This window comes from Bacteroidales bacterium (assembly GCA_031275285.1).
In the GTDB taxonomy this organism is placed as follows: domain Bacteria; phylum Bacteroidota; class Bacteroidia; order Bacteroidales; family UBA4181; genus JAIRLS01.
In genome coordinates, this window is sequence record JAISOY010000183.1 from 1 (window position 1) to 6,567 (window position 6,567).

Annotated in this window: 6 protein-coding genes; 3 read left to right on the plus strand and 3 right to left on the minus strand. The window is 38.0% G+C overall.

Annotated features, from left to right (window positions below; genetic code table 11):
• On the plus strand, positions 1 to 2,144 hold a 2,144-nt coding region (locus tag LBQ60_18060; protein MDR2039831.1), incomplete at its 5' end, for a response regulator.
• A gap of 27 nt (positions 2,145 to 2,171) precedes the next feature.
• Complete coding sequence (locus LBQ60_18065) at positions 2,172 to 3,281, plus strand: glycosyltransferase (GenBank protein ID MDR2039832.1); 1,110 nt, start codon at positions 2,172 to 2,174, stop codon at positions 3,279 to 3,281.
• Positions 3,282 to 3,444: 163 nt separating this feature from the next.
• Here the strand turns inward: LBQ60_18065 and LBQ60_18070 are convergent, their stop codons facing one another.
• Positions 3,445 to 4,146: a hypothetical protein gene (locus LBQ60_18070; protein MDR2039833.1), complete on the minus strand. Its 702-nt coding sequence runs from the start codon at positions 4,144 to 4,146 to the stop codon at positions 3,445 to 3,447.
• A 212-nt stretch (positions 4,147 to 4,358) separates the two neighbouring features.
• Between LBQ60_18070 and LBQ60_18075 the strand changes: the two genes are divergently transcribed.
• Positions 4,359 to 4,943 (plus strand): exonuclease domain-containing protein, encoded by a 585-nt coding sequence (locus tag LBQ60_18075; GenBank protein ID MDR2039834.1) that lies wholly within the window; start codon positions 4,359 to 4,361, stop codon positions 4,941 to 4,943.
• 66 nt (positions 4,944 to 5,009) lie between these two features.
• Here LBQ60_18075 and LBQ60_18080 read toward each other — a convergent pair whose 3' ends face one another.
• Together LBQ60_18080 and LBQ60_18085 are read right to left on the minus strand one after the other, a co-directional pair.
• Positions 5,010 to 6,131, minus strand: a complete 1,122-nt coding sequence (locus LBQ60_18080) for a sodium ion-translocating decarboxylase subunit beta (GenBank protein MDR2039835.1) — start codon at positions 6,129 to 6,131, stop codon at positions 5,010 to 5,012.
• 55 nt (positions 6,132 to 6,186) lie between these two features.
• Complete coding sequence (locus LBQ60_18085; protein ID MDR2039836.1) at positions 6,187 to 6,564, minus strand: biotin/lipoyl-binding protein; 378 nt, start codon at positions 6,562 to 6,564, stop codon at positions 6,187 to 6,189.
• Positions 6,565 to 6,567: the final 3 nt, after the last annotated feature.

Genomic DNA, 6,567 nt, shown 5'->3' on the forward strand with positions numbered 1-6,567 from the left:
GCGATATTACCGATATGCATGAGAAGGAAGAAGCCCAGAAAAAAATGGAGATCACTGCTAAAGCAGCGGAAGAGAAATATAAAATTTTGACCTCTCTTCTTCCGGAGATCATTATTGAAACTGATACTACCGGCAGATTAACATTTGCCAGCTTAAGGACCATAGAGGTTTTCGAATATGGATCAGACCTATATACAAATAACTTATGCCTTCATGATCTTATCATCAGGAAAGACCGGGAACGATGTAAAGATTTTTTCAAAAAGACTATAGCCGGTGAAGTTATATTGGAATCGGAGTATACTGCAATCACTAAGAGTGGATATAAATTTCCTGTAACTATCCATGCTACCCGGATGTACTCTGATGGTGAAGTGGTAGGCTTAAGTGTTGTCATGTTTGATATTACCAAGGAAAAGCATGCAGAACGTAAAGCTTTAAGCTATCAGGAGAATATGCTCTTTTTGTCCAATTCTGCATTGAAGTTCCTTACGTTTTCTGATGAGGATGACATATTTATTTTTATCGGTAAAAGTATTTCGAAAATTGTACCGAAATCTGTCGTGATTGTCTTTTCATATGATCAGGGTAACAATATTTCCAACATTCGTTATATATCCGGCATACATTCCCAAACACAACGAGTCATTACAGCTTTAGGTAAGCCCCCTGAAGACTTTTTGATCGAATTGCCACGGAAATTCAAAAATAAGTATTTATCAAAAAAGATACTGATGAGATTGAATGGGTTGGAAGATGCTGTGGATGAAAACTGGCCGAAAGAACCGTTGGAAGAAATCCAGAAAATACTTCACTTACATGATTATTTTGCAATGGGGATGTCACGTAGGGGAAAGCTATACGGAGGTCTTTTGTTGGCAACCAAAACAGATGACGAGACTGTAGAAACACAGCTGGTCGAAACATTTATTTATCAGGCGGGAATAGCTCTTCATCGGAAACAAGTTGAAACAGAATTAATGAGAGCCAAACTAGCCGCCGAAGAATCTGACCGGTTAAAATCCGCATTTTTGGCAAATATGTCGCATGAAGTACGTACTCCTCTTAATGGAATACTGGGACTGGCACAATTGCTGTTAAAAACCGACATTGATAAAACCACCCATGACGATTATGTGAAAATGATTGTTGAGAGTGGAAATTCATTGCTTTCTTTAATTGAGGACATCATGGATGTTTCAAAGATCGAGGCCAAGCAAATGAAAATAAAATATAAGCCTTTTAAAATAAATGATTTAATGGATCAGTTGTTTTCTGTTTTTCTTGCTAACCCGCTTTATGTCCAGAAAAATGAGGGAAAACAAAGGATAGAATTGAAATGCAACAAGCCGGTTGAAAACCTTACTTTATTGTCAGATCCTGAGAGGCTTCAACAGATTTTAATCAATCTGATAGGGAACGCCATAAAATTCACTCAGGATGGTACTGTTGAGTTTGGTTATGAGTTAAAAAAAGACAAGATACTTTTTTATGTCAAGGATTCCGGTATAGGTATCCCTAAAGATAAAGCTGAGAAGATATTTGAAAGATTCATACAGGTTGATAGTACTTTAGCCCGTAAATTTAGCGGATCAGGCCTGGGATTGGCCATTTCAAAAGGATTAATAGATTTGCTTGATGGAGAGATATGGGTTGAGTCAGACCTGGGTAAAGGTTCTACCTTCTTTTTCACTGTTCCTTATTATACTACTTCTTTCATTGAAAGTACCTTACAGCCAGAAAAGGAAAGCCCTGTATATTATGACTGGGAAGGTTATACCTTATTAATGGTTGAAGATGATAAGATCAACAGCAGGGTAGTGGAAGCTATGTTGCGAAATACGAAAATAAAGGTCATTCATGTGGATAATGGTAAAAAAGCCATTGAAACAGTCAGGGACCACCCGGAAATTGATATAGTTTTGATGGATATGCATTTACCCGAATTGAGCGGGTTGGAGGCAACCAGGATAATTTTAAAGAACAGGGCTGATCTTCCGGTTATTGCACAAACAGCGAATGCGATGTCTGAAGATAAAGATCGCTGTATTGATGCTGGTTGTGTCGATTATATTGGTAAGCCGATTAATATGGATGACTTATACTTTAAAATATCCAGGTATCTTCCGGAACGGAAGTCCTAGTAACGACCGGATTCAAAATAATTGATATTGTATATTGTTTTTGCGGTTATTGTTTTTTTCTATGGAATACTTTTAGTATGGCTATGGTCCGGATGGCGTAGGCTGCCGGTGTCCAAGCCGGTGGATTCGTCATATTTATCAGTAAAGATTACTGTAATTATACCTATGCGTAATGAAGAAAAGCATATTGGCGGATTACTTCAGGATTGTATCCATCAAGAATATCCACGACATTTATTCAAGGTACTGGTAGTTAATGATCATTCTTTTGATCAATCTGTATTTGTAGTGGAGAATTTACACGCTACAGGGGGTAACATAACCCTATTACATCTTCCGGAAGGTATGGGAGGGAAAAAGGCCGCTTTGTATTATGCATTGTCTCATGCTGATGGAGAACTTATTGTAACTACTGATGCCGATTGTAGATTATCTCCCCGATGGTTATCAGCTATTGCAGCGTGTTATGAAAATTCCCGTCCCGAAATGATCATAGGTCCTGTCATTTTCAAAGAAACAAATACTTTCTTTAGTAAATGGCAGGCACTGGAATATCTGAGTTTAACCGGAAGTGCGGCAGGAAGTGCATCATGGACGCATCCGGTTATGTGTAGTGCTGCTAACCTTGCTATTAAGCGGGAAACGATGCTGTATTATGATTATATTTATAAAAACACATTAGCTTCGGGGGATGATATGATGATGATGATGGAAATAAAAAAAAATGCCGGGCAAATCAAATATTTGAAATCATTGGATGCAACAGTGATGTCTTTTCCCTCTGATGGCTTAAAAGAGTTCATACATCAACGTAACCGGTGGACATCGAAGAGCGTAAAATATACGGATCCGGATGTTATCATTGTTGCTCTCATCGTATTTTTGGTTAATTTTTCCATCCTGTGTTGTTTTTTTATCGGGTTGTTCCGTACATCATACTTGTGGTTTGCTCTCATAATGTGGCTGATAAAAATACTGGCAGATCTGCCCTTTTTGTATTCATTGTCCCGGTTTTGGAAAAGAAAAAAATTAATCCGGATATTTATTCCTACGCAATTGATCTATCCATTTTATATCGTATCTACAGTATTTATGGGGATTTTATCACCAGTGTATTGGAAAGGAAGAAAAAGTTAGTTGATTATTTTATGATGATCGGAAATATTTTTTAAATATAAACGCAACGTTTTCTTTTTTTTCCGTCATAATAGTAATCAATGAGGTTTGGTTATGGAACGAGGTTTGGTCGCTTATTTATTATGCAGCCAAGCCTTTTTTCGTGTCAATGAATATTGGAGCACTATGAGTGCTTTTCCTGTTCATTTTTGCGATAAACATAATTAACACCGTATTCTTTACATTTTTCTCTCATTTGATCGTCGGGAAGATCAGAAAAATGCTTTTCAACTTCATTCCATATACATAAGATGATCTCATCAGCCTGGGTACGTTGTTCGGCAACATCATTCAATATCCGTACATTGTTTTTTTGATTGATTTTTTTTGCCCTGTAAGCATCCAGAAATTGCTCATACCTGACTTTAACAACAGCAATAGTAGGATTGGTGATAGGGCTCATACCTTTTCTTACCCGTTCCATCTCTCCTGAAATCACTTGTTCTCCCCATTTGATCAGTTCTGCTTCGGTATTCATTTCCGGGACTTTGTTATCATGTTCCTTAATACCATAAAATGAACGGATACTATTGGGTAATTCCCCACGGGCAATGGCCATATTCATTACCTGTATAAAATGAGAGATATATAGCTTTACTTTTTTATAACTCGATGGGTATTCTTTATTTTTAGCAACAGTACTGGCGTATGTATTTTTATACAACCGCACAGTCGACTCGAAATGGGAAAGAAAACCCTGTACGCGGTTAAAGGTACTCTGGGAAAATGCCAATTTGAATGGGGGCAGTTCTTTTCCTTTTAAAAATGCCTGATTTAATGCTTTTAGCCTAGCGACATCGGTATTAGGGAGTCTTCTATATGGCATATCAGTACTATATTTGATTTGATAATCCGGATTTTCTTGCGAATGTATGTAATTTTTCAACATAAACAAACATATTCGTATTTTAAATTAAAAAATTTGATTGCATTTTATTGACGAAACGTACTATTTTTTATATATAATGTAGGATACTTTCAGGAAAAATGCTTTTATACGGATTATCTTTGTGGCTTTTTCAATCATTAAGATAAGAGATGGATGCTACCAATAAAATAATTGTTGTTGCACTGGGAGAAACTTGTTGGGAAGAAAAGATGGCAAAATTTTATAATAGTGAAAGTGAGATCATTGAGATCGGAGTTTGCCTGTTGGATCCCCGGAGGGGTACTATTACCCGGAATAAGGCAATTCTGATAAAACCGGAAAAATCCGAAGTTAGTCCTTATTGTACGCGTATTACGACTATTACACAATATTTATTGGATAAGAGGGGGATACTTTTTAAAAAGGCGTGTGCCCGATTAAAATCTGAATATAAAACACATCAATACATCTGGGCCAGTTATGGGAATCATGATTTTGAAGCATTGGGAGATCAATGCAAAGAACAAAACATAGATTTTCCTTTGTCACAGAACCATATCGATGTACGGGAACTATTCAAAAGAAAGAAAAAATTACGAAAAAGGCCTTTAATGCACGAAGCGTTACAAATATTAGGATTACCCTTGGAAGGGACATATCATAGAGGGGTAGATGATGCCCGGAACATTGCAAAGATTTTATATTGGTGTATTTCTGAAAAAATCATGAATGAAAAAAGATTTTGGTTCTTGTAGCCTATATTTATAAAAAAACATGGACAATTCCAGTTGCCCATGTTTTTTCTTACTAAAAGGGGTTTGTTAATATAAAAAGCTTAACAAAATACCTGCTGCACCGGCGCTACCGATCACCCCTGCCACATTCGGTCCCATGGCATGCATCAATAGGTGGTTAGTTTTATCATATTCCTGTCCGATAACCTGAGACACCCGCGCACTATCCGGAACAGCAGAAACTCCTGAGTTGCCGATCAACGGATTGATCTTATTCCCTTCTTTCAGAAACAGATTAATAAATTTCACAAAAAGGACGCCTGCAGAAGTAGCAATAACAAAAGATGCTGCACCTAAGGCAAAAATACCTATTGATTTTGGAGTCAGGAAAGCTGTTGCCTGGGTGGAAGCTCCTACAGTAAGACCAATCAAAATGGTCACAATATCAATCATCGGTCCACTGGCCGTTGTTGCCAAACGTTTGGTCACACCGCTCTCTTTCAGTAGGTTGCCAAAAAATAACATGCCTAACAATGGTAATCCAGTAGGAACGATAAAACAAGTCAGGGTAATACCAATCAACGGGAATATAATTTTTTCCGTTTTAGATACCTGACGCGGTGGTTTCATTCTTATCAGACGTTCTTTAGGTGTGGTAAACAACCGCATAATCGGAGGTTGTATTACCGGGACAAGCGCCATATATGAATAAGCCGAAACAGCTATGGCACCTAGTAAGTCCGGAGCCAGTTTTGATGCAGTAAAAATAGCCGTAGGCCCATCAGCACCACCGATAATACCTATAGCTCCTGCTTCTGCTGGCGTAAAGCCCATGAGCAAAGCAATTGCATATGCCCCGAAAATACCGAATTGTGCCGCAGCACCGATCAGCATAAGCTTTGGGTTGGAAATCAATGCCGAAAAGTCCGTCATTGCCCCGATTCCCAAAAATATCAAAGGTGGATACCAACCATTTTGTACCCCATGATACAGGATATTCAATACACTGCCCGACTCGTAGATTCCTATCGAAAGCCCCGGATAAAAAGGAATATTTCCTATGATCATTCCGAATCCGATGGGAATTAATAGTAAAGGCTCGTATTCTTTAGCGATAGCAAGGGCAATAAAAATCAAGCCTATGCATATCATGACCAAATGTCCCCAGGTAAAATTCGCGAATGCGGTATACTCGAAAAACTGAAACATTTGATTCTTTACAAAGTCGAGAAAACCCGAAGATGCCTCTAATGTTACCATAATTTTATTCTCCTATAACGATTAACACATCTCCTTCCATAACAGCGCTACCTTTACTGATCTTTATTTCACTGATAGTACCTGCTTTGTCGGATTCTATATTATTTTCCATCTTCATGGCTTCAAGCATCAAAACCTTGTCACCTATACTGACTTTATCACCTACTTTTACAAATATTTCTAGTATAGTCCCCGGAAGCGGAGATTTGATAGTGCCTGTTTTTGATGTTGCTTTGACCGCCGCCCCCTGGTCTGTCGATGGGACAGCTACCGGACGGACTAATTTTGGGGTTTTCGGTTGTTTAATTTCCTTATCAACAATTACACTGTAGGGAGTTCCGTTTACTTCTAATTGTATGGTTTGTTCCTCAACACTGTTGATTTC